Annotated in this window: 16 protein-coding genes; 6 read left to right on the top strand and 10 right to left on the bottom strand. The window is 66.8% G+C overall.

Annotated features, from left to right (window positions below; all coding sequences use genetic code 11):
* Window positions 1-6: 6 nt before the first annotated feature.
* On the top strand, window positions 7-843 hold the full coding sequence (locus GQE99_RS06100) for a class I SAM-dependent methyltransferase (protein ID WP_161350697.1): 837 nt from the start codon (window positions 7-9) through the stop codon (window positions 841-843).
* A 164-nt stretch (window positions 844-1,007) separates the two neighbouring features.
* Here the strand turns inward: GQE99_RS06100 and GQE99_RS06095 are convergent, their stop codons facing one another.
* From GQE99_RS06095 to GQE99_RS06085, 3 genes are read right to left on the bottom strand one after another with little or no spacing between them, the layout of a single operon-like run.
* Window positions 1,008-2,783 (bottom strand): glycosyltransferase, encoded by a 1,776-nt coding sequence (locus tag GQE99_RS06095; RefSeq protein ID WP_161350696.1) that lies wholly within the window; start codon window positions 2,781-2,783, stop codon window positions 1,008-1,010.
* Window positions 2,784-2,823: 40 nt separating this feature from the next.
* Window positions 2,824-4,185 (bottom strand): aminotransferase class I/II-fold pyridoxal phosphate-dependent enzyme, encoded by a 1,362-nt coding sequence (locus tag GQE99_RS06090; protein ID WP_161350695.1) that lies wholly within the window; start codon window positions 4,183-4,185, stop codon window positions 2,824-2,826.
* Window positions 4,182-11,438, bottom strand: coding sequence for a type I polyketide synthase (locus GQE99_RS06085; RefSeq protein ID WP_161350694.1), 7,257 nt, complete (start codon window positions 11,436-11,438; stop codon window positions 4,182-4,184). Before GQE99_RS06085 ends, GQE99_RS06090 begins: the two co-directional genes overlap by 4 nt.
* Before the next feature lie 243 nt (window positions 11,439-11,681).
* On the opposite strand from GQE99_RS06085, the gene GQE99_RS06080 reads away from it, so the two are divergent.
* The 3 genes from GQE99_RS06080 to GQE99_RS06070 all read left to right on the top strand — a co-directional run bounded on the left by GQE99_RS06080 (window position 11,682) and on the right by GQE99_RS06070 (window position 14,444).
* Window positions 11,682-12,443, top strand: coding sequence for an ABC transporter permease (locus GQE99_RS06080; protein WP_161350693.1), 762 nt, complete (start codon window positions 11,682-11,684; stop codon window positions 12,441-12,443).
* Window positions 12,416-13,090 carry an ABC transporter ATP-binding protein gene (locus GQE99_RS06075; protein WP_235917121.1) on the top strand — a complete coding sequence of 225 codons (675 nt, stop codon included), beginning with the start codon at window positions 12,416-12,418 and terminating at the stop codon, window positions 13,088-13,090. The genes GQE99_RS06080 and GQE99_RS06075 overlap by 28 nt, the downstream gene beginning before the upstream one ends.
* Before the next feature lie 73 nt (window positions 13,091-13,163).
* Window positions 13,164-14,444, top strand: a complete 1,281-nt coding sequence (locus tag GQE99_RS06070; protein ID WP_161350692.1) for a hypothetical protein — start codon at window positions 13,164-13,166, stop codon at window positions 14,442-14,444.
* Window positions 14,445-14,520: 76 nt separating this feature from the next.
* On the opposite strand, the gene purU is transcribed toward GQE99_RS06070, so the two are convergent.
* From purU to GQE99_RS06035, 7 genes are all read right to left on the bottom strand, one after another.
* Window positions 14,521-15,405: a formyltetrahydrofolate deformylase gene (gene purU, locus GQE99_RS06065; RefSeq protein ID WP_161350691.1), complete on the bottom strand. Its 885-nt coding sequence runs from the start codon at window positions 15,403-15,405 to the stop codon at window positions 14,521-14,523.
* Between the two features lie 177 nt (window positions 15,406-15,582).
* On the bottom strand, window positions 15,583-15,972 hold the full coding sequence (locus GQE99_RS06060) for a Na+/H+ antiporter subunit G (RefSeq protein WP_161350690.1): 390 nt from the start codon (window positions 15,970-15,972) through the stop codon (window positions 15,583-15,585).
* 7 nt (window positions 15,973-15,979) lie between these two features.
* Complete coding sequence (locus GQE99_RS06055; RefSeq protein WP_161350689.1) at window positions 15,980-16,249, bottom strand: K+/H+ antiporter subunit F; 270 nt, start codon at window positions 16,247-16,249, stop codon at window positions 15,980-15,982.
* Entirely contained in the window at window positions 16,246-16,737 is a 492-nt protein-coding gene (locus GQE99_RS06050) for a Na+/H+ antiporter subunit E (RefSeq protein ID WP_161350820.1), read from the bottom strand. Before GQE99_RS06050 ends, GQE99_RS06055 begins: the two co-directional genes overlap by 4 nt.
* 6 nt (window positions 16,738-16,743) lie before the next feature.
* Window positions 16,744-18,408, bottom strand: a complete 1,665-nt coding sequence (locus GQE99_RS06045) for a monovalent cation/H+ antiporter subunit D (protein ID WP_161350688.1) — start codon at window positions 18,406-18,408, stop codon at window positions 16,744-16,746.
* Entirely contained in the window at window positions 18,405-18,758 is a 354-nt protein-coding gene (locus GQE99_RS06040) for a Na+/H+ antiporter subunit C (protein ID WP_161350687.1), read from the bottom strand. The genes GQE99_RS06045 and GQE99_RS06040 overlap by 4 nt, the downstream gene beginning before the upstream one ends.
* A 1-nt stretch (window position 18,759) precedes the next feature.
* A complete protein-coding gene (locus tag GQE99_RS06035) occupies window positions 18,760-21,621 on the bottom strand; it encodes a monovalent cation/H+ antiporter subunit A (protein WP_161350686.1) in 2,862 nt (953 codons plus the stop codon).
* Between the two features lie 291 nt (window positions 21,622-21,912).
* Here GQE99_RS06035 and GQE99_RS06030 point away from each other — a divergent pair, with 291 nt between their 5' ends.
* Together GQE99_RS06030 and GQE99_RS06025 are read left to right on the top strand one after the other, a co-directional pair.
* Window positions 21,913-22,635, top strand: coding sequence for a CoA transferase subunit A (locus GQE99_RS06030; protein ID WP_161350685.1), 723 nt, complete (start codon window positions 21,913-21,915; stop codon window positions 22,633-22,635).
* Complete coding sequence (locus GQE99_RS06025) at window positions 22,635-23,258, top strand: 3-oxoacid CoA-transferase subunit B (protein WP_161350684.1); 624 nt, start codon at window positions 22,635-22,637, stop codon at window positions 23,256-23,258. Before GQE99_RS06030 ends, GQE99_RS06025 begins: the two co-directional genes overlap by 1 nt.
* Window positions 23,259-23,297 lie beyond the last annotated feature (39 nt).

Below are 23,297 nucleotides of genomic sequence, written 5' to 3'. Positions count from 1 at the left end.
GGCAGGATGCCAGACCTACTTCGCGCACAGGACACGCTGGGCAAGCGGGTGTTCGGCTTCGCCTTCCACCTGTTCGACCTGGTGGCCTATGACGTGCTCTACCGGCTCTCGCCGGCACGCCGGATGTGGTTCTTCAACGGCGGATACCTGCCGGTCGATCCGGATTTCGTGTCGCACCCGGAGTTCGCGGGCGAGGATCACTCGGCCATGATGTACCACCAGGCCGGGCACACGATGGTCAAGGACCAGGCGCCGGCGCCTCGGCACATCCTCGACGTGGGCTGCGGCCAAGGCGGCGGGATGGTCTACCTGTCGCGGCTCTACCCGGAGGCGGACATGACCGGGACCGAACGCTCGGCCGCCGCCGTCCGGCTTGCCAAGCGACGCACGAAGGGGCTGATCGAGGCGACGATCACCCGCGGACACTCCGGCGGGCTGGCCTTCGGCGACGAAAGCTTCGACATGGTGGTGAGCGTGGGGGCGCCGACCTATTTCGGCCTGACGCTCTTCATCGAGGAGGCCGGCCGGGTGGTGACGCCGGGCGGGCTGATCAGCTTCTCCGGCGGGTACCGGCAGGGCGACCACGCCAAGGTCGAGGCCGAAATCCGCGAGGCCGCCGCGCGCGAGGGGCTCGAGGTGCTCGCCTACCGCGACATCACTCCGCATACCTTCGCCTCGCTCAAGGCGGACATCCCGCGCCGCGAGGCCGCGTTGAAGCGCGTGCCATGGCCCTTCAGCCTCTATGCCTATCGCTGGGCGGACATGCCGGGCAGCCCGGAATACGAGGAATACGAGCACGGGCTGCGCGCCGATTTCGCGGCCGTGCTGCGCAAACCTTCCTGACCCGGGTGAACGCCGCGTTCACGTTTTCGGCCGGGAAACCCCAATGAACCAGGTGGTTGCGGCCACCGGAAAACCGGTTTTCCGGAAAAGTGGTTTTCGCGGGTGGCCAGGTTTCGGCGGGGCTGCATGTACTGCGCAGCCCGAGGAGACGGTGACGCCGTGGCTCAGAACCGCCCGCGCGGCAGGGCGAACATGCGACGCCAGAGCGCCGGGTCGCGCCGCGCCTCCAGCGTTTCGGCGGTCTTGCGGAACCGCGCCTTCGGGGTCAGCCCGTAGCGCAGCGACACCCACAGCCCCCGCGCCATGATCGACCAGACCGGCCAGATCCGCGTGCGATAGTACACGTAGCGGTCTGCCTCCGGCGTCTTCGGCGCCACGTAATCACGCGCCCCGATGTTGTTGGGCATCGGCACGTAGGGAAACTGCAACGGCTTGCGCCACAGCCGCGCGATCGCGTTCCAGTGCACCCCGATCACCGACCAGACCGAAAGCACCACCATCGCGGGGACCGAGGTATCGAGCGGTTCGGGGTCGCCCGGGATCGTCTCCGGAAGGTCCCCGGGCGCGAGCTCGATGTAATCCGGGTAGTCCTTCTGGCGCGCCATCAGCGCCACGTGCCGCGCCTCCGCGTCCTCGCCCAGCGCCGTGTCGACGCCAGAGAGCACGTCCTGCATCGCCAGGATCACCATCTCGGCGGTGCGGAAGCGGTGCTGGAACAGGAAGACGAGGATGTAACCGAAGAGGTAATAGGCCGCCGGCCGCCACACCAGTTCCGGGTAGAGCGTCGCCACGAACAGCCGGTTGCGCATGTTGTAGTATTCCAGCCAGTCGCTCGTCTTGTGCTGGAAGCTCTCGTGCCAGACCGCCACGCCGGGCAGCGATATCGTCTCGACCCCTGCGCGCGCCATGCGGCAGCCGTACTCGATGTCGTCGCCGCGGATGAAGATCGGGACCGGCGGGCCGATGCGCCGGATCGTCGTCGTCGGGATGACGCAGAACCACCACGCGTTGTAGTCGATGCGCGGCATGGCGTGGAACAGCGACAGTTGGACATCGTCGGTGAGGTCGAGGTTCTCGCCGATCGGTTCCACGTAGCGCGTGGGGTTCAGCTTCGCGCCGAATTCCCGCAGCCGGGTGGGCGCGTCGAGGTCGATCATCTGACCGCCCAGCGCGATCTCGTCGGTGGCGTAGGCCAGGAACCTGAGCGCGCGGTCCACGACCCGCGGATCGAGGATGATATCGTCGTCCATCAACAGGTGATAGGTCGCCGGAACGGTGCGCTCCGTCGCCTCGATCATCGTGCGGGTGAAGCCGCCGCAGCCACCCAGGTTGGTCTGCTCGATCACGCTCACACCGTCACGTTCCGCGATGTCGCGGATTGCGGGATTCGTGAAAGTCGCGCCCTGGTTCACCACGTAGATATGGGCGATTGCGGGCAGCCGATCCTGCAATCGTGCAAGCGCGTCCAGCGTCATCGCCAGCTGATCCTCGCGGTTGAAGGTGCACAGCCCGATGGTGAGCGTGGGGGCCTGGACCGGCGCGGCCTCGGTCACCCAGGCCAGGTCGCGCACGGTCGCCGCCTCGGATGCGCTCAGGCGCATTGCCAGGCGTCCGATCCCGGGGGTGTCGACCCAGAGCGTCTCGGACCCGTCGACCTCGCGGGCGAGCCGGGTGTGCCAGTCGCCCGCGTTGTCGATGGTGCCGATCTCGACCCGGACCGCGCCCTCGGTCTCGACCTGCACGCCCACCTGCCCGATCGCGGTGTGCCGCGCCCAGGCATCCGGGAAGAAGGCGTTGAAGTAGGTATTGAGATCGACCGCGTCGCCCGGGGCGAGCGACCAGGGCAGCGGACCCTGCGCGGCCCGGCCGCGGGCGACGTAGAGGCGCGCGGGCCGGCCGAAGTCGGGCCCGATCACGTCCTGTATCCTGTGCACCGTCATGCCTGCCCCTCGATCGCCGGTTCGTGTCCGGTGGCCCGTCTCAAACCGTGTTCGACAACGCCTTGGCGAGATCCTGCAACGGGCCCTCGCGCAGCCTGGCCAGGATGTCCGCGGTGGTGGTGAGCGCGTGACGGATCTGGTCCTCGGTATGCTCCGAGGTGACGAAGAACCGCAGCCGCGCCTGGTTCATGGGCACGCCCGGGAACACGATGGGCAGCGCGTTGACGCCCTCCTCCAGCAGTTCCTTCGACGCCGCCGCGGCGATGGGGGAGGCGCCGACCATGATCGGCGTGATCGACGAGCCGACCGAGGCGCCGGTGTCCAGCCCCAGCGACCGCGCGACGTCGAGGAAGAAGGCGCCGCGTTCATGGAGGCGCGTGACGCGCTCGGGCTCGGCATGCATGATCTGAAGCGACTCGTTCGCTGCCGCCGCCAGCGCCGGGGCGAGCGCCACGGAATAGACCGATCCGGGCGCCTCGTATTTCATCGCGTCGATCATCGCGGCGGAACCCGCGAGATAGCCGCCGGTGGAGCCCAGCGTCTTCGACAGCGTGCCCATCCAGATGTCGACCTCGGAACCGGGGAAGTCGTAGTACTCGCGCATCCCGCAGCCGGTCTTGCCGATGCAGCCCAGCCCGTGCGCCTCGTCCACCATGAGCCAGAAACCGTAACGCTGCTTCAGCTCGAGGATGCGCGGCAGGTCCGGGATGTCGCCGTCCATCGAGTAATGGCCCTCGACGATCACCAGCGTGTAGCGGTAGCGCCCCGCCCCCTCGGCGAGAATGGTTTCGAGCGCGTCGATGTCGTTGTGCGGGAACGACCGGCGGGTGGCGCCGGACAGGGTCGCGCCCACCGAGGCGGAATTGTGGATGTAGCTGTCGTAGATGACGATGTCGTCCTTGCCGACCAGCGTCGCCACGGCCGAGACGTTGGTGGCGTGGCCCGAGACGAAGGTCAGCGCATCCTCGACTTGGTAATGCGCAGCCAGCCGTTCCTCGAGCTCGCGGTGGATCGGGCGCTCCCCGGCCGTCAGGCGGCTGGCCGAGGCCGACACGCCATAGGTGTCGATCGCGGCCTTGGCCGCTTCACCGGGGCGCGGGTCGGCGTTGAGCCCGATGTAGTCGTAGGAGCCAAAGTTGATCACGTCGCGCCCATCGATGCGCGACATCGCGCGCGGATGCGCCTCGTGCTGGCGGAAGGTCGGGTCGCCCAGGTCGTGCAGCTTGGACACCTGCCGCATCTGGGCGCGTTCCTTGTAGCCCGGCAGTTCGTCGAACCGCGGGTTGGGCTTGTGGTCCACGATCGGCCCGCCGGAGCGGTTGGATTTCTTCTGCGCCGCGCGCGCCGCGTTCAACGCGCGGGCGCGTGCGTCTCCCGACAATCCGCGGGATCCGTTACTCATTCAGCAGCCTCGCTTCGTGCCGTTGCCTGTGCCTGCGGGGTCGCGCCCCCGTCGTCGGCCGCCGCGCCGGACTGGATATGCGTCACGAAGATCCCGGCGATCTTGGTGATCGACAGGTCGTCGCCCAGTGCCGGGACCGGCAGGTCGTCGCCCAGCACCTTCTGCGCGGCGAGGGTCAGTTCGACCCCCATCAGGCTGTCCATGCCGTACTCGGCCAGCGGCCGGGTCGGCGACAGCGTGTTCTCCGGCACCCGCAGGATCGCCGCGATCTCGGTCTTGAGATAGGCGGTGGCGCGTTTCACGGCCTTGTCGAAGGGCAGCGATTCCAGGTCGGCGCGCAGGGTCCCCAGGCTCTGGGACGTGCCCCCCGCCTCGCCCATCCGGCGCAGAAGCCCGAAGGTCGGGCGCCGCAGGTTGCCCAGCGTGCCGATCGACGGGCCCCAGCCCATCGGGGTCACGGTCAGCGCGGGCGTCTCCACGGGCATCTCGAGCACCAGCTCGGACGAGCGCAGCGCCTGGTCGGCGGTGAAGGCCACGTTGCCCGACATCTGGAGCAGCATGTTCAGCTTCTGGGTGTCGCGCCGCAGGTAGCCCACGTCCGTGATCGCACCCCAACCCAGCGCCTGGGCGCGCCGCCCGGTGGCCGCGCGTGCCGCGATGACGGCTTCCTGGAAGGCGTTCGCGGCGACGTAGGCGGCCTGCCCGTGGTTGCCGATGAGATTGGCGACCGAGGTATAGGCCACGAAAGCCTGCAGGTTGTCGTCGCGCGTCGCGGCATCGAGGTTGGCGAGCCCCCGGGTCTTCACCGGCAGCACCTTGTCGAGCTGGTCCTGGTCGATCTCCGGCATCGCCCGGTCCTCGAGCACCATGGCGGTGTGGAAGACGTTGCCGATCGGTGCCGTGGCGCGCAGATCGTCGAGCACCGCGTCGAGCGCGGCACGGTCGGTGATGTCGCAGGACACGACGCGAAGCTCGTCGACCGAGGCCTCGATCTTGTCGAGCACCGCCCGTGTCTCGTCATCGACCGACGTGCGACGGCCAAGGAGCGCGATGTGGGTCGCCTTGCCGGAGGCGAGCCACTTGGCAGTCTCCATCCCCATGCCACCCAGGCCACCGGCCAGCACGCACCACTTGCCGGTGTGGGGCTTGTAGAAGGTCTGCATCGCCGCCGCCTGCGCCTTGGGCCGCACGACGATCTTGCCGATATGGCCGGAGCGCTGCATGAAGCGGAACGCTTCGACCACGTCTTCGCCGGCGAACTCGGTGTAGGGAAGCGGGGCGTACCGGCCTTCGCCGATCCCCTCCATCACGCGGCGGAAATCGCGGCTGGCGATGTCCGGCCGGTCGGCCAGCAGGCTGTCCACGTCGATCCCGTGGTAGGCGATGTTGTTCTTCAGCGGACGCAGGCCAATGCCGGTATTTGCATAGTAATCCTGCTTCCCGAGCTCCAGGAACCGGCCATAAGGTTTCAGAAGTGAAAGCGACTGCTCCATCGCCTGACCGGCGAGAGAGTTGAGGACCACGTCCACACCCTCGCCCCCGGTGATCTCGCGCACCGCGTGGGCGAAACCCGAGTCGCGGGAAGAGACGATGTGCTCCACACCCATGGACCGCAGGAGCTGCTGCTTCACCGGGCTGCCGGCGGTCGCGATGATCTCGGCCCCGATATCGCGGGCGATCTGGATGGCCGCAAGGCCCACGCCCCCGGCACCGCCGTGGATCAGAACCCGTTCGCCCGGCTGGAGGTTGCCCAGCGTGACGAGCGAGAAGTAGGCGGTGAAATAGGCCACCGGCAGGGTCGCGGCCTGCGACAGCGACACGCCGTCGGGCAGCCGGGCGAGCCACTTCTCGTGGCTGACGAGATGCGAGGAGAAGCAGGACGGGCCGAAGGCGACGACCGGATCGCCCACCTTGAACTCGGTCACGCCGTCGCCGACGCGCGACACGCGGCCGGCGCATTCCAGCCCCAGGGTCGGACCCGCGAAACCGGTCTCGAGCGCTTCCTCGGGCAGAAGTCCCATGGACCACATCACGTCGCGGTAGTTGAGCCCGGTCGCGGCGATCTCGACCTCGACCTCGCCATCGGCGAGCGGTCCGCGTTCCACGGCTTCCCAGCGCAGGGCGTCGAGGCGGCCGGTCACGGATTTCTTCAGCCGCGAGCCGGTTAGCGCGCCATCGTCCTCGGTCGGCCGGAGCGGCAGGCCGGTCTCGACCCGAAGGCCCAGCACGGCGCGGCCCGACAGGACCAGTTCGCTTTCGCGCGGCAGCTCGGCCTCGATCCGGGTGAGGAGCGCGGCCAGACCGGCCGGGCCGGTGACGTCGGCGCCCGCAGGGTCGATCGCGTTGATGGCCAGGCCGGGGTTTTCGTTGGCGGCGGTGCGCAGCACGGACCAGATCGCGTGCTGCACCGGGTCGGCGGCGGGACCGCCCGCGTATTGCGCGCCCTGCGGCAGGATCGCCAGCAGCCCGCGCCCGGTCTCGGCCGCTTCGGCCACGAGGTCACGGATCGCGAGCACGCGCGCGGAAAGCTCCGCTTCGTCCGCCCCGGCGTTGCCATAGGCGATGATCGGCGCGGCGGTCGTTTCCGGCACCAGAACGTCGAGCGCGCCTTCGCGCAGCGACAGCGTGCCGTGCAGCTGGGTCAGCGCCTTGGCCCAGAGGTCGCGGCCGGCAAGCCCGGCCTCGTCGGGGCCGACCGTCGGCGTGTCCGCGTCGCCCGCATCCTTGAGCGACGCGACGAGGAGCGTGCCCCCGCCCGCCCCGTCCGGCAGGTCGTGTTGCAGGTCGATGGCGAAGCCCAGTTCGTCCATTCGTTTGAGCACGCGGTCGAGGTCGGCGCTGCGCGACAGGTTCGAGGTCGACATGAGCACCGCGCGCTTGAACGCGGACATCGCCGGGACGACCACCACGAGGCGCCCGTCGGGGTCGAGGATGCCGGCGAAGCGTTCATCCATGCCGTCTTCGAACAATTGCAGCGTGTCGGTGACGAGCGCGAGGTCGAGCCGGTCGGCCTCCCCCCACTTGATCGTGCGGATACGCGAGGACACCGGACCCTCTTCGCCGTCCGCCGACATGACCTGCGCGATCTCGAGGCCGGGGTGCGACGTGTCGAGCGCGCCGTCGGCGATATCGAAACCGGAGAGCGCGCCGACCCGCGCGGCGGCATGCCTCGGCACGGCCGCGATCATCGTGTCGAGCGCGGCGGCCACCAGGCGCTTGCGGGCTTTCGCATGCGGCCCGGTGTCGATCGCCTGCACGGCTTCGCGGCCGAAGAGCGCGGCGGGCTCCGGCGCGGCCTCGTCGTCGGTCACGCGCGCGAGCACCTCGTCCAGCGCGCCGGGGAGCCTGAGGACCAGCGCGATCAGTCCGATCAGGTCGGGCCGCTCGTCGAACAGCGCCTGGCCGATCACGTCGGCATCCGGCAGGTCGCAGCTTTCCGCGATGCGCCATTCGCCCAGCGTCGCGCCCTCTTGGGCGAGCTCCAGCCGGGCCAGCATGTCGATCAGGGTCGCCTCCAGCCCGTCTTCCGGGCGGTGCATGCGGTAGACGCCATCCTTGTCGCAAACCTTGCGCAGCGCCTGCCAGACCGCCTGTTGCGCGGCGGCGTCGAGCAGGAGAAGCGCGTCATCCTCGGCCTCGTCGGCGGGCAGCGCGGCGTCGAGCGCGGCGGCAATCGCCTCGGCCGCGACGGCACCGGGTGCGCCCAGCACCGGGTGCGCTTCGACGTGGAAGGCATGGCGGTCGAACTCGATCTGCGGGATGACCTGCGTGGCACGCAGGCGCAGCCCCTCGATCACCATCACGACTTCGCCCGACGGGCCGAATGCGGTCAGGTCGGCATGGGCGGACTGGTCGCCCCAGCGGCGCAGGTGAAGACGACCCGACACGAGCTCGGTCCCCGGGGCATAGACCTGCATCCGCCCGATCCGGATCGGAAGAAGGGCCTGGCGCATGTCGGCGGCCGTCGTGTCCGTCGAGATCGCGATGAGCCCGTGGAGCAGGCAATCCGCCTGCACCGGATCGAAGCCGTGCGTTGCGGGATGCGACCCGATGGTCAGACCCTCTTCGAGGATCACGTCGATGTCGTCGCCGGACCGGCGCGCGGCCTTCAGGCCACGGAAAGCGGGACCATAGCGCAGACCGATCCGGTCGGCGTCATCGTAGACCCAGCGCGCCACGTCCTCGTCACTGGCGATGTCGCCCGGCGCCGTGTCGGCCGGGGCCACCGGCGATTTGGAATGCACCGCGAAGCGCGCGCGCATGTTCTCGCGGAAGTCGTCATGCGACAAGCGTGCGCGCGACAGGATACGCACCGTGCCGGAGGCCACGTCCGCCTCGATCTGGATTTCGACGCCGGCGGAGGACGACAGCACGATGGGGGCGAAGAGATCGAGGTCGTAGATCTCGACCGATTGCCCCCCCGCTTCGATCGTCGCGGCGGCATAGGCCATTTCCGCGAAGGCGGTCGCGGGCAACAGAACGCTGTCGCCCACCTTGTGATCGGCCAGTGCGGGGAAGAGCGCGTCGTCCAGGTCGCGGCGCCACACGCCGGATTCACCGGCCAGCGGCGCACCGAGGAGCGGGTGATGCTCGTCATCGGTGCCCAGGATCTTCTGAAGCTCCGGGCTGTTGGTCGCGCGCAGTTCCTCGTTCTGGAACGGATAGGTCGGCAGGTCGACCGGCGCACCGGTGGTGGCGGTGAAGACGCTGTTCGCCTCCGTCCGGATCCCGGCGAGCACGGCGCGCAGCGCCCCGCGCGCGATGGGGTTCTCACCCTCCGGGTCGTTCTTGGCGAGCGTCGAGACGACCGCGCAGTGGCGCGCATCATCGCCGAGCGAGTCCGTGACGTAGTTCGGGAGGACCGGCTGGGCGCCCACTTCGAGGAAGGCCGAGAAGCCCGCCTCGCGGGCCGCCTCGACCGCGGACTTGAACTGCACCGGCTGGCGCACGTTCGCCCACCAGTATTCACTGTCGAGGTCGGTGCCCGCCACCAGCGTGCCGGTGGTGGTCGAGAACATCGGAACCCGCGCCTCCGACGGCACGATGTCCGACAGCCCTTCTTTCAGCTCGTCCTCCGAGCTTTGCAGGATCGCGCTGTGGAACGGGTAATTGACATCGAGCATCACGCAGGCCTGCCGGTGAGTGCGCTTGGCCCATTTCGCGAATGCCTTGAGCGGGTCCGTGGGGCCGGCCAGCGTGACGCTGCGCGGCGAGTTGATCGCGGCGAGCTCGATCTGCGGATCGCCGAACTCGTCCAGCAGGGCACGCGTCTGCTCGGCGCTCGTCTGGAGCGCGGCCATCGTGCCGGTGCCTGCGAACTGGAGCTGCGTGCGGCTGCGGCTGACGGCCAGATGGGTCGCCTGTTCGAGTGTCAGGGCGCCCGCGGCCCAGGCCGCCGCGACCTCGCCACCGGAATGGCCGATGGTCGCCGCCGGGACGATCCCCCGCTTCGCGAGCGCGGCCGTCTGGGCGATCTGGTCGGCAATGACGAGCGCCTGGATGACGCGGCAATCGCCCCATTCCTGCGACAGCGTCTCGGAATTCATCTTGTCGATGACCGACCATCCCATCATCTCGGTGAAGATGGCATCGAATTCATCGTAGGCCGCGCGGTATGCCTCGTCCTTGCGGTAGGGCAGCCGGCCCATGCCGAGATATTGCGAGCCGTTCCCGGAATAGACGAAGACCGGCGCCTCCTCGCGCTGGCGCCCCTCGACGGACACGACGCGCGGGTCCTTCTGCCCGTGAGCGAAGGCACGCAGCGCTTCGGCCGCGTCGGCGCCATCACGGGCCAACACGCCCAGGCGCTTGTGGTGCAGCCCACGGCTGTGCCAGGCCTGATCGACGAGCCCGCCGGGCGTCAGCGCGGCGGGGGCCTCCAGCCGGTCGGCGTAGGCCGTGGCGAGGTCCTTGAGCGCACCGTCGCTGAAGGCGGAGGTCACGAAGACCCGGTCCGGGCTGGTCGCCGTCGCCGGCGCCTCTTGCGCCGGGGCGTTCACGCCCTCGAGGATCGCGTGCGCATTGACGCCGCCGAAGCCGAAAGAGCTGACGCCGGCCATCAGCGGCCCGTCGCCCAGGTCCACCGGCTCGCGCGCCAGCACCAACTTCTGCTCGTCGAAGTCGATATGCGGGTTCAGGTTCTCGGCGTGCAGCGACGGCGGCAGGCGCCGGTCCTGCATCGCGATCAGCGCCTTGAGCGTGCCGACCAGGCCCGATGCGGGTTCCAGGTGGCCCACGTTCGACTTGGCCGACCCGATGGGCAACGCCGATTTGCGGTGTTTCGACACGGCCCGCCCCAGCGCATGCGCCTCGATCGGGTCGCCGACGAGGGTGCCGGTCCCGTGCGCCTCGACGAAGGACAGGTCGTCGGGCGACAGCGATTGCCGGTCGTAGAGGCGCGACAGAAGCTCGTACTGCCCCTCTTCAGCGGGCAGCGCCACGTTCATGGTATAGCCGTCGGCGTTCGTCTCGGAATCCACAAGCCGCGCCGTCGCGGTCGCGGGCACGTCTGAGGAACTGTGCAGCACCAGAGCGACGCAGCCCTCGGCCCGGACGTAGCCGTCGGCCTTGTCCGAGAAGGACTGGCACAGCCCCGTGGGCGACAGCATCCGCGCGGCGGAGAAGCCCGCGAAGCTCTGCGGCGTCATGAGAAGGCTCACCCCGGCCACGACGGCGGTGTCGATGTCACCGCTCGCCAGCGCCTGGCGCGCCTGGTCGAGCGCGACGAGGGACGACGAACAGGCGGTGTCGACCACGAAGGACGGGCCGCGCAGGTCGAAGCCGTGCGAGATGCGGTTGGCGACCAGCGACAGGGTGTTGCCGGTCATCAGGTAACTGTCCACGAGCGAGGCGTCGCGCCCGAGGATCGTGCCGTGGTCCATGCTGGAGGCGCCCACGTAGACGCCCACCCGCTTGCCCGCGAGCTTGGTGGCGTCGAGGCGCGCATCTTCCAGCGCTTCCCACACCACCTGAAGGAGAAGCCGCTGCTGCGGATCCATCTGGATCGCTTCGCGCGGCGAGAACTTGAAGACGGAGAGATCGAAGCCCCAGATGTCGTCCAGAACGCCCGCACGGAAGGTGTAGGATTTGCCCGGCACACCCTGCTTGGGGTTCAGGTAGAGGCTGTGCGACCAGCGATCCTGCGGAATTTCGCTCACGGCGCACCGGCCGTCCTGCAAAAGGCTGCGGAATCCGGCGACGTCGGGCGCCCCCGGTAATCTGCAGGCCTGTCCGATTACGTAAATGGCATCCATCTGGCGGGTTCCCAGGCCTTTATTGCACGTTCTGACGCGTCCGGATTCGTCTTCTCCGTTCAGACTTGTCCGTCCTACCTCGCCTTTCGGACAACTTCCAGCAACGAAGCCAAGACCATCTGGTTTTGACGAAATCTGCCGATCTGTCTATCAAACTGACCGTGTTTCACCCATACGAGTCAACACGACTATGGTTAACGAAGCGTGACTCGGCGGTAATCCCGCCCCTTCGACGAGGATGGAATGAAGGCTCTGCGCACACATATCCGCGTGATCCTTGCACTCGTGCTGCGCGAGGCGCGCGTGCGCCACGGACGGTCCAAGGCGGGCTACACCTGGGCGATCGTGGAGCCCGTGCTCCAGGTCACGATCCTCACGATGCTGTTTCGGGAATTCAGGGCCGGAGACGGGACGACCGACTTCGCCCTGTTCTTCGCCACCGGCGTGTTGTCCTTCAACGCGTTTCGCAACTCGGCCGCCTACATCATGCACTCGTTCGAGGCGAACAGGCCCCTGTTCAACTACCCGATGGTCAAGCCACTCGACGCGGTTCTGGGACGGTTGGTTCTGGACACCATGACGAACCTCGTGGTGATGCTCCTGGTCCTGTCCTTCCAGGTCATCGTGATGGACGCCGAGCCGCCCAAGAACCTGCCGTTGGCGGCCCTCCCGATCCTTTTGATGTTCCTCATGGCAAACGGCGCGGGCCTGTCGCTCGCGGTGATCAAGCGGTTCCTGCCCTCGGTCCAGAACCTCTATCACATCATCATGGGACCGGCCTTTTTCGTCTCCTGCGTGTTCTTCTCGCTCTCGTCGATCCCCACACAATATCGTGACATCCTGTGGTGGAATCCGCTGGTGCACGGGGTCGAGGGGTTTCGCATCGGGTATTTTGCGGAGTATGCAGCGCCGGACGTGAGCCTTTTCTACCTTTTCACATGGGTGGTCGTGCTCAATTGCTTCGGGTTCGTGGGTGAATGGCTGACCAGGTTCAAAGCGATATGATCGAGATGCTGAACGTCTCGAAGTCCTACACGCTTCGAGGCGGTCGGCAGCAGATCCTCAACGGCGCCACGATCAAGCTTCCGTGGCAGAACGTGGGCGTGCTGGGGCGCAATGGCGCGGGCAAATCCACCATCCTGCGCCTGCTCGCGGGCATCGAGGAGCCCGATGGCGGCATCATCCGGCGTCACAAGACCCTGTCCTGGCCGCTGGGCTTTCGCGGCAGTTTCCACCGCGAATTGTCGGGCATGGAAAACGTGCGTTTCGTGGCGCGCATCTACGGCCAGAACACCGAGGAAATGGTCCAAAAAGTGCAGGATTTCGCGGAGTTGGGGAAGTTCTTCTACGAACCCTTCCGCACCTATTCATCGGGCATGGGCGCCCGGCTGGCCTTCGGCGTGTCGATGGCGGTGGATTTCGAAGTCTACCTGATCGACGAAATCATGGCGGTTGGGGATGCGCGGTTTCGCGCCAAGTCCAAGCAGGCGTTTCACGACCGCTTGCCGCATTCCCGGCTGGTCATGGTATCCCACTCGATGAGCAACCTGCGTGAGTACTGCCAAACCGGTCTTGTTGTTCACAATGGAATAATGACGTATTACGAGGACTTGGAAGAAGCCATCGACAGGTACAACAAGCTCAACGAATGACGTCCACCGCATAGACGAAATATTGATGGGCTTCATGATAGCGCCGGACTGACGGCGATTTCGAACAAGGACCATGGCAATGGCGCCTGACGGGCAAACACCGGAAAAGAAGGCCGAACAGCCGGAGGGGGACGCGAAACCCGCCGCGAAGAAGCCGCAGCAGCTGCATGTGGTGAACGCGAACGAGGCGGCGAAGCGGACCTACAAGGCGCAGCGGCGCCGGCGCATCATCACGATCGCCAGCTTCGTGATGCTCGTCGTGATCCCCGCGATCCTCGCGTCCGTCTACTGGTTCGCCTTCGCCGCGGACCGGTACGCGGTCGAGACCAAGTTCGCGGTCCGCTCACCCACCAACTCGGTCCCCTCGGGCGATCTGCTGAGCATGATGACCACAATGTCGTCGGCCGGTTCGACCATGTCGGACAGCTACATGCTGGTGGAATTCGTGGAGAGCCGCGACCTGATCGAGCGTTTGCAGGACAAGGTCGACCTGCGCGAGATCTACAACACCGAACAGGCCGACTTCCTCACCCGCCTCAAGGACGACGCGAGCCCCGAGGAGCTGCGCAGCTACCTCGACCGCTGGGTGTCGATCTACTTCGACACGTCGTCCCAGATCCTCACGCTCGAAGTGCAGGCGTTTTCGCCGGAGAACGCGCGGGCGCTGTCGGCCGCGATCCTCGAAATCTCCAGCGACCTGGTGAACGAGGTCTCGGAGCAGGCCCGCTTCGACAGCATGGAGAGCGCGGAACGCGAGGTCGCGCGCGTCGAGCAGCAGCTCGAAGAGCACCGGCGCGCGATGGTGTCCTTCCGCGACGAGCGCCAGGACATCAACCCCGAAGCCTCGGCGGGCGCACAGGTGCAGCTTCTGGGCCAGCTCGAAACCCAGCTGGCCACCGCGCGCACGCGGCTCAATTCGCTTCTGAACTACCTGAGCGAGGACGCTCCCACGGTCCGCGTCCTGAAGAACGAGATCCAGTCGCTGGAGCGTCAGCTTTCCGACCAGCGCGAACGGCTGGGCACGGGCGACAACGGCGGGCGCGTGGTGTCCGAAGATGGCAGCGGCGAAGAGAACCTCACGATGTCCGAACGGCTCGGCGTGTACGAAGGGCTGGCCGTCGACCTGGAATTCCTTCAGCAGGCCTATGTCTCGGCGCTGGCGTCTCGCGAAGCCGCCCGGCTCGAGGCCGATCGCCAGCAGCGCTACATCGCTTCCTTCGTGCGTCCCACCCTGCCCCAGGACCCCACTTACCCCAAGCCGGTGCGCAACATCCTGGTGTTCATCGCCTTCGCGACGATGCTCTGGGGGATCGTGCTGATGGTCTTCTACGTGGTCCGCGAACACGCCACCTGACGCCAGCAGATATCGCCAGACATGAAAAGGCCCGGTCGCATCGACCGGGCCTTCGTTCTTTCGGGTTCGACCGGGCTCAGCCCATGCGCTCCGAACGGTAGCTGTCGGGACTTGCCGGGAAGACCACCGTCTTGTCGTCGTTGAGGAACGCGCGGCGGTGGATGTGGGCGTGCACGGCGCGGGCCAGCACCTGGCTCTCCACGTCTCGGCCCAGCGTGACGTAGTCCGCCGGCGACTGCGCGTGCGTCACGCGCACGATGTCCTGCTCGATGATCGGGCCCTCGTCGAGGTCGGCGGTCACGTAGTGCGCCGTGGCCCCGATCAGTTTCACGCCGCGCTCATAGGCCTGCTTGTAGGGGTTCGCCCCCTTGAAGGACGGCAGGAACGAGTGGTGGATGTTGATGATCCGGCCCGACATTTCCTTGCACAGCGTGTCCGACAGGATCTGCATGTAGCGCGCCAGCACCACCAGCTCGGCCCCGGAATCGCGCACCACGTCCATGAGCTTCGCCTCGGCTTCGGGCTTGTTTTCCTTCGTCACCTTGATGTGGTGGAACGGGATGTCGTGGTTCACCACCAGCTTCTGGTAGGTCAGGTGGTTCGACACCACGCCCACGATGTCGATCGGCAACGCGCCGATGCGCCAGCGATAGAGCAGGTCGTTCAGGCAGTGACCGAAGTTGGACACCATGATCAGGACCTTCATCCGCTCCGAGCTGTCGTGCAGGCCCCAGTCCATGTCGAATTCCTCGGCCACCGGCTGGAAGCCCTCGCGCAGATCCTCGAGCGAGATGCCGGTTTCCGGCTGGCAGGAGATGCGCGCAAAGAAGCGGCCGGTTTCCTGGTCGTCGAACTGGGCGGAATCGATGATGTTGCAGCCCTTTTCGGCCAAGTAGCCGGAAATCGCCGCAACCAGGCCCCGGCGCGATGCGCAGCGGACGGTCAACACGTAGGTGTTCATGGTGTCACCCTTTCATTTGTATACATCGCGGCGAAAAGACCTGCCCGGGTGCTGCAAGTCAAGCAATTTTGACCCGGATTTCAGGCAAATCCGGGCGTGGGCGCCAATGCGCGTATACATTTGTTTCGGACAGGAAACTTTCGGTCCCCGCAGAAACCGCGAACGCGCAACGGGGCGTTATTCCTCGGCGGTGTCCGAGATCACCGGCGGGTTCGGCGGATCGTCGTAGACGGACCAGCCGTGCTCGCGCCCGGTATCCGGCACGTCCTCGGCCTTCATGTTCTGCGCCATGTAGGTCTTGGCGATGAAATTCGCGGTGATCGGCGCGGTGAGGAACAGGAACACCGTGATGAGGAGTTCGTGGAACGACAGCGTGTCTTCGATCAGGCCGTAATAGAGCATCGAGGCGATCAGGACCCCGCCGACGCCGAGTGTGGTCGCCTTGGTCGGCGCGTGGAGGCGCTGCATCGTGTCGCGCAGCTTCACGAGCCCGAAGGAGCCGGTCAGCCCGAAGATCCCGGCGAGCACCAGGAAGGCGGCGATGATGTATTCGACGATCTGTTCCATCAGCCCCTCACTCGATGATGTCGCCGCGCAGGATGTAGCGGCAATAGGCGACGGTGGAGACGAAGCCGACCATCGCCACCAGCATCGACGCCTCGTAGTAGGTCGCGGTCCTGGCTTGGATCCCGTAGAGGATCAGCAGCGCGATGACATTGATCACCATCGTGTCGAGCGCCAGGATCCGGTCGGCCGCGTCCGGCCCCACGGCGATGCGCCACAGGTTGAACAGCAGCCCCAGCCCGAAGCAGCCCATTGCGAAGAGAAGGGCGTATTCGATCATTGGAAGATCTCCTTCAATCGACGTTCATAGCGCGACTTAATGTCGTCGCGGACCGCGTCCGGGTCGTCCGTGTGAAGGCAGTGGACCAGGATGTTGCCCGCGTCCGCCGACAGCACGGCGGACACCGTGCCCGGCGTCATGGTGATCGTCCCTGCGAGGACCGTGATCGCCTCGGCCGAGGTGAGCTCGAGCGGCACGTTGATCCAGTGGCTTTCGATCTTCGCGTTCGGCTTGAACAGCACGATGAACGCGACCTGCACGTTGGCCACGAGAATGTCCCACAGGACCACGAGGATGTATTCGGCGACCTTGAGCGGCCGATGCACCACCGGGCGGTCCGGCCAGTAAGGCGCGGTGAAGATCGGCACCAGCAGCCCCAGCACCCCGCCCAGGAGCAGGTTGCCCACGGTGATCTTGTTCACCAGCAGGATCCAGACGACCAGCAGCAGAAGCGACAGCAGCGGGTGGGGAACGAGACGTCGTAACAGCATGGCTCAGTGCGCCTCCTTTTCACCGTCGGCGGCGGCCGTGCCGTGACTTTCGGCTTCTTCCGTCCCGTGGCTCTCCGCCTCGCCGTCATCTTCGCCGTGGGCGTCGGGATAGGGTTTCAGCCCTTCGGGGTTCTCCAGCACCGCGCCGACGTAGAGCGACCGCTCGAAGAGCTGGGCCGAGGTCGCCTCGAAGTACCGCGCGGCGGGGCCGGCGAAGATCGACAGCGCGGCCAGCGCGCCGATCGCCATCATCGTCGGGGCGACTTCCCAGGCGCGGGCCGGTTCGTGCGTGATATGCGTCTCTTCCTCTTCCTCGTCCTCGGAGACGACGTTCTCGGGCAGGACGAAGGAGGTGGATTTCCAGAACAGCGCACTGCCCGCGCGCGCGAAGCCGACGATGGTCACGAGCGACCCGACCAGCACCGCGCTCCAGGCCCAGGGCATTTCCTCGGGCACCCGCAGGTTGTCGAGAACGAAGAGCTTGCCCAGGAAGCCCGACAGGGGCGGCATCCCGGCCATGCCGATGGCCGCCGCGAAGAAGAGCGCCGCGAAGAGGCCGTTCTGCACCGTGGCCGGCAGGGTGCCCAGCGTGTCGCCGGGGCGGCGCGTGACCACGAGGTCGGCCACCAGGAACAGGGCCGCGGCCGCGAAGGTCGAATGCACGAGGTAATAGAGCGCCGCCGTGGTGGCCCCCGGCGAGAAGTCCGAGATCGCGATCATCAGCGTGCCCATCGACCCCAGCACCGAGAAGGCGATCAGGGGCAGAAGCCGCCGCGCGCCCAGCACGCCGATCGCGCCCACCGCAATGGTCACGATCGCGGCCGGGAAAAGCCACAGGCCCGCCATGTGCTCGGTCGCCGCGATCTCGGGCCCGAAGACGATGGTGTGGACCCGCAGGATCGCGTAGGCGCCCACCTTGGTCATGATGGCGAAGAGCGCGGCAACCGGAGCGGGCGCGTTGGAATAGGCGCCCGGCAGCCAGAACTGCACCGGGAAGAGCGCGGCCTTCACCGCGAAGACGATCATCAGGAGCATCGCGGCGACGCGCACGATCCCCGCCTCGCTCTCCGGGATCTCGGCCAGGCGCACCGCGAGGTCGGCGATGTTGAGTGTGCCGGCGGAAGCATAGAGCGTGCCCAGCGCGAACAGGAACAGGGTCGAGCCCGCAAGGTTCATGATCACGTATTGCAGGCCCGCGCGCATCCGCATCTTGCCGCCCGAATGGATCATCAGGCCGTAGGAGGCGATCAGCAGCACCTCGAAGAAGACGAACAGGTTGAAGACGTCGCCGGTGAGGAAGGCCCCGCAGATCCCCATGAGCTGGAACTGGAAGAGCGCATGGAAATGCACGCCTCTCTGGTCCCAGTTGGTCGATATGGCGTGGATCAGCACGAGCAGCGCGAGGACCGAGGTGAGCAGCACCATCAGCGCCGACAGCTGGTCGAGCACCAGCACGATCCCGAAGGGCGCGGGCCAGTCGCCCAGGCGGTAGACGTGGATCTGCCCGTCCGAGGCGGTCCAGAACAGCCCCGCGGCGATCGCCACGAGAAGGACCGTGCCGATGGTCGACCCGATCCGCGCCAGCGAGATGTCGTGGCGCATCACGTAGCCCACGATGGGCGCGATCAGGGCGGGCAGGATGACAGGGGCGATGATCCAGTGGTTCATTTCACCGGGTCCTCCACATCCGCGTCGCTGTCGGCGATGTTCACCTTGTCGGTCCCGCTGTCGAGGAACGCGCCGATGGCGATCATGACCAGCACGGCGGTCATGCCGAAGGAGATCACGATCGCCGTCAGGACCAGCGCCTGCGGCAGCGGATCGGTATAGCTCGCCTCCCCGTACTTCAGGACGGGCGCCATGTTCACGGCGAGCCGGCCGGAGGCGAAGATGAAGATGTTCACGGCATAGGACAGCAGCGCGAGCCCGAGGATCACCGGAAAGGCCCTCAGCCGGAGCATGAGATAGATGCCCCCCGCGGTCAGCACGCCCACGGCGCTGGCGACGATCAGTTCCACGTTATTCGCTCCCTTCCCGCTGCTTGACCCGGTCAGCGGGGTCGTAATCCATGGGTTCGAGGTTCACCGACTGGCCGGCATAGCGCGCGATCCGGCTGAGACTGTAGAGCATCAGCATCACCGCGCCGAGCACGGTCAGGAAGACCCCGAGGTCGAAGAGCGCGGCGGTGGCCAGCTCGAACTCCTCGATCGGGGGCAGGTGCACGTAGCCGAAGGCCGATGTCAGGAACGGCTTGCCGGCCAGCCAGGCCCCTGCCCCGGTCAGCCCGGCGATCACCACGCCCCATCCGATCATGGCATGGTACTGGATGCGCTGGCGCGATTGCGTCCAGGCAAAGCCGGAGGCCATGTACTGCATGAGAAGCGCGATCGCGATCACCAGCCCCGCGACGAAGCCGCCGCCCGGGTAGTTGTGGCCGCGCAGGAAGATGTAGACGCCGACCATCACCGCGATGGGCATCATCACCCGGGTCGCGACGACCATCATCAGCGGGTGACGGTCGCGCGACAGGTCGCGCGCGAAGTCGGTATTGCGCAGTTTGCGGCTGGCCGGCCCGTTCAGAAGCGCCGTCATCAACGCATAGATGATCAGGCCCGCGATCCCCAGCACGATGATCTCGCCGTAGGTATCGTAGCCCCGGAAGTCCACGAGGATCACGTTGACCACGTTGTTGCCGCCGCCCCCGGCATAGGAATTGTCGAGATGGAAGCCCGAGATCGTGTCGATGTCGCGGATCAGGAAGGCATATGTCAACGCCGCCACGCCGCCGCCCGCGCCCAGCGCGATCACCGCGTCGCGGGCCTTGATGAGCATCGACGAATCCTTCGGCGTCGTCTTCGGGATGAAGTGCAGCGCGAGCAGCAGGAGCATGATCGTCACCGTCTCGACCGAGATCTGCGTGAGCGCGAGGTCGGGCGCCGAGAGATAGACGAAGCCCGCCGACACCATCAGCCCGATGATCCCGATCAGCACCAGCGCGCGGAAGCGGTTCCGGTGCATACCGACGACCGAGGCCGTGGCCACCACCAGGAGGACGAAGCCCACCGCGGCGATCGGCGGCACCGGCAGGATCTCGCGGCTCGGTGCGGCCAGGCCTCCGCCGGTATAGGCGACGTAGCCCAGCACGACGGCCGTCGCGGTGAAGATGGCCAGGTAGCGGCTGATCGACCCGTTGTGCGTCAGGTCGCTGAACCAGCGCGCGGCCGTGGCGAGGCGCTCGATGAGCCAGTCGAAGATGACCTTGGCCTCGGGCCGGGGCGCGGCGATCCAGGCGCGGTCCAGCGGGCGGTGGAGCAGGAGAAGCACGATCCCCCCGACGATCGCGGCGATCGACATGAAGAGCGCGGGCGTGACGCCGTGCCAGATCTTCAGGTGCGGATGCAGCGCCTCGCCCGTCACGGCCGACGCGGCGACCTCGACCAGCGGCTCGGCGAGGAAAGGCATCACACCGATCAGAATGACCAGGATGGCGAGCAGCGCGGGGGCCACGTACATGCCGAAGGGCGGGTCGTGCGGCTTGTGCGGGTAATCGTCGCGCACCGGGCCGCCGAACGTGTGGAAGATGAAACGCAGGCTGTAGGCGACCGAGAAGAGCGCGCCGATGGTGGCGAGCGCCGGGACGATCCACGGGTTCTCGAACCAGTAGGTGTGCGAGGCCTCCTCGAGCATCATCTCCTTCGACAGGAACCCGTTGAAGAGCGGGATACCGGCCATCGACAGCGCCGCGACCGTCCCGATGGTCGCGGTGATCGGCATCAGCCGGGCAAGCCCGCCCAGCTTCTTGATGTCGCGGGTATGCGCCTCGTGGTCCACGATCCCGGCGGTCATGAAGAGCGCCGCCTTGAAGGTCAGGTGGTTGATGATGTGGAACACGGCGGCCACCGCGGCGGCGGTGGTCCCAAAGCCCAGAAGCATGGTCAGAAGGCCGAGGTGCGACACCGTCGAGAAGGCGAGAAGCGCCTTCAGGTCGTCCTTGAAGAGCGCGATCAGCGCGCCCAGCACCATCGTGATCAGCCCCACCGTCGCGACGATGTAGAACCACTCGGGCGTGCCCGCGAGGGCGGGCCACATGCGGGCCATCAGGAAGACGCCCGCCTTCACCATCGTGGCCGAGTGCAGGTAGGCCGACACCGGCGTCGGCGCGGCCATCGCGTGGGGAAGCCAGAAGTGGAACGGGAACTGCGCCGACTTGGTGAAGGCGCCCAGCAGGATCAGGATCAGCGCCGGCAGGTACCACTCCGACTCCTTGATCATCTCGCCCGAGGACAGGATGTCGGTGAGCTCGTAGCTGCCCACGATGTTGCCCAGGATCAGCATGCCCCCGATCATGGCGAGCCCGCCGGACCCGGTGACCGCCAACGCCATGCGCGCGCCCTGCCGTCCTTCCGGCAGGTGCTTCCAGTAGCCGATGAGCAGGAAGGACGAGAGCGACGTGAGCTCCCAGAACACCAGCAAAAGCAGGATGTTGTCGGACAGCACGATGCCCAGCATCGCGCCCTGGAACAGCAGCAGATAGGTGTAGAACTGCCCCATCGGGTCGTCGCCCGAGAGGTAGAAGCGGGCATAGAGGATGATCAGAAGGCCGACGCCCAGGATCATGCCCGCGAACAGCAGGCCCAGCCCGTCGAGGAAGAAGGAGGCCGACAGCCCCAGTTGCGGCAGCCACTCGAACTGCGCCTGGATCACCTCGCCCCCCATCACGCGGGGCGCGAGGATGCCGAGCATGACGAGCGCGAGGATCGTGGGAACGGCGGTGAACGTGGCACAGGCATTGCGTCCCGCGCGGATCATCCACCCCGGCACCAGCGCGCCCACGAAGGGCAAAAGCGCAATGATAACCAGCAGGTTGCTCCCGTCACCCATCGATCGTCCCCACGTCGGCTGTCCGTTTTCTTGCTTGGCGGCCTGATTAATGGTTTCAGCGCCGGAAACCAATCGCATTCCTGTGAACTCTACGAGTTTTTCGCGCCTGTGGACCACACGCCGCGGCGCGTGCCGTGCGCCGCTCCATGCGTAATCTTACCTAGGGGCCGTCGCTTGAACGGCCATCCGGCGGGGGCTAAGGTCACGCCGCATCCCGCGTGATCGGCGGGGAGGAATGTTGGCGCGCCGACGCGCGGCGTGCCACCCAGTCACCAAGGGAAAGTAGGACAGATGCAAAAAGTCTACGAGTCCGCCACGGCCGCTTTGGATGGCCTGTTGCGCGACGACATGCTCATCGCCGCGGGGGGCTTCGGCCTGTGCGGCATCCCGGAGCTCTTGATCGACGCCGTGGTCGACAGCGGCGTGAAGAACCTGACCGTGGCCTCGAACAACGCGGGCGTCGACGGGTTCGGGCTCGGCAAGCTGCTCGACACCCGCCAGATCAAGAAGATGATGTCGTCCTACGTGGGCGAGAACGCGGAATTCATGCGCCAGTACCTCTCGGGCGAGCTTGAGCTCGAATTCAACCCGCAGGGCACGCTGGCCGAGCGCATGCGCGCGGGCGGCGCCGGGATCGCGGGCTTCTATACGAAGACCGGCTACGGCACGCAGATCGGCGAGGGCAAGGAGGTCAAGACCTTCCCGACGGGCCCCGATGGCCAGGAAGAGCACTACATCCTCGAGGAAGGCATCTTCGCCGACCTGTCCATCGTGAAGGCGTGGAAGGCCGACGACACCGGCAATCTCGTGTTCCGCAAGACCGCCCGCAACTTCAACCCGCCGGCGGCGATGTGCGGCAAGGTCTGCGTCGTCGAGGTGGAAGAGATCGTCCCGCGCGGCTCGCTCGACCCCGATCACATCCATCTGCCCGGCATCTACGTGCACCGCATCATCCAGGGCGAGCACGAGAAGCGGATCGAAAAAGTCACGACGCGCAAGCGGGAGGAAGCCTGATGCCTTGGGATCGTAACCAGATGGCCGAACGGGCCGCACAGGAACTCGAAGACGGCATGTACGTGAACCTCGGGATCGGCATCCCGACGCTGGTCGCCAACTACGTGGGCGACAAGGACATCACGCTTCAGTCGGAGAACGGCATGCTGGGCATGGGCCCCTTCCCCTTCGAGGGCGAGGAGGATCCGGACCTCATCAACGCCGGCAAGCAGACGATCACGGAACTCAACCGCACGTCCTATTTCGACAGCGCCATGAGCTTCGCGATGATCCGGGGCGGCAAGATCGCCGCAGCGATCCTGGGCGCGATGGAAGTGGCCGAGAACGGCGACCTCGCGAACTGGATGATCCCCGGCAAGCTCGTGAAGGGCATGGGCGGCGCGATGGACCTCGTGGCCGGCGTCGAGAAGGTCGTGGTCGTGATGGACCACACCAACAAGGCGGGTGAGCCCAAGCTGCTCAAGGAATGCACCCTGCCGCTCACCGGCACCGGCGTCGTCGACCGGATCATCACCGATCTGGGCGTGCTCGACGTGGTTGAGGGCGGTCTCAAGATCGTCGAGACCGCACCCGGCGTGACCGAGGATGAGATCCGCGAGAAGACCGAGGCGACCATCGTCTGATCGGCAATCGGAGCTGGCAAAACGAAAGGGGGCCGCGCG

Origin of the sequence: Maritimibacter harenae (assembly GCF_009882975.1) — a bacterium.
GTDB lineage: Bacteria > Pseudomonadota > Alphaproteobacteria > Rhodobacterales > Rhodobacteraceae > Maritimibacter > Maritimibacter harenae.
This window is presented reverse-complemented; position numbering and strand designations above follow the sequence as displayed.